The sequence below is a fragment of the Dryocola clanedunensis genome (genome assembly GCF_038405435.1).
GTDB classification, from domain to species: Bacteria; Pseudomonadota; Gammaproteobacteria; order Enterobacterales; family Enterobacteriaceae; genus Dryocola; species Dryocola clanedunensis_A.
The window spans coordinates 1-560 of sequence record NZ_JBBYHZ010000176.1 but is presented as its reverse complement, the minus strand read 5'-3'; the positions used below and the strand labels follow the sequence as shown (position 1 = coordinate 560).

Annotated in this window: 2 protein-coding genes; both read left to right on the top strand. The window is 69.8% G+C overall.

Annotation, left to right across the window (positions count from 1 at the left end):
* On the top strand, positions 1-182 hold a 182-nt coding region (locus AAE045_RS24065; protein ID WP_455549816.1), incomplete at its 5' end, for a hypothetical protein.
* Between the two features lie 25 nt (positions 183-207).
* The coding region (locus AAE045_RS24060; protein ID WP_455549815.1) for an NAD-dependent epimerase/dehydratase family protein at positions 208-560 on the top strand (353 nt) is incomplete at its 3' end.

Here is a 560-nt window from a genome sequence, read left to right as displayed (position 1 = left end):
TTCAGCTTGGCCGCGGTCCGGTCCAGCTGGGCACGCTGGTCGTCGGTCTTGGGCGGGTAGAACTCGAAGCTGATGGCGGTCATGGGCGGGGCGCGTCGGCGGGTGTGGCTCAATCATATCTCTTCATCGCGATGAATGTGAAGTGCGTCGATGCGCCGTGCACGCCGCGCCGGGTACAGTGAGCGCTGATCTTCCGGAGCAATCGCCATGCAGATTCTCGTGACCGGTGGCACCGGCTTCATCGGCAGCCGCCTGTGCGCGCGCCTGCTGGCCGAGGGCCATGCCCCCATCGTGTTGACCCGCCGGCCCGGCCGGAACCCGCAGCCGGGGATCCGCAGCGTTGCCACGCTGGACGAGGTCGGCCCGGTCCAGGCGGTAGTCAACCTGGCCGGCGAGCCGCTGATGGACGGCCGTTGGAGCGATGCGCGCAAGCAGGCGCTGCGCGACTCCCGGATCGGCACCACCCAGGCGCTGCTCGCCTGGATCGCTGCGCTGCCCGAACGGCCCCGGGTGCTGGTGTCCGGTTCGGCGATCGGCTGGTACGGCCCACGTGACAGCAC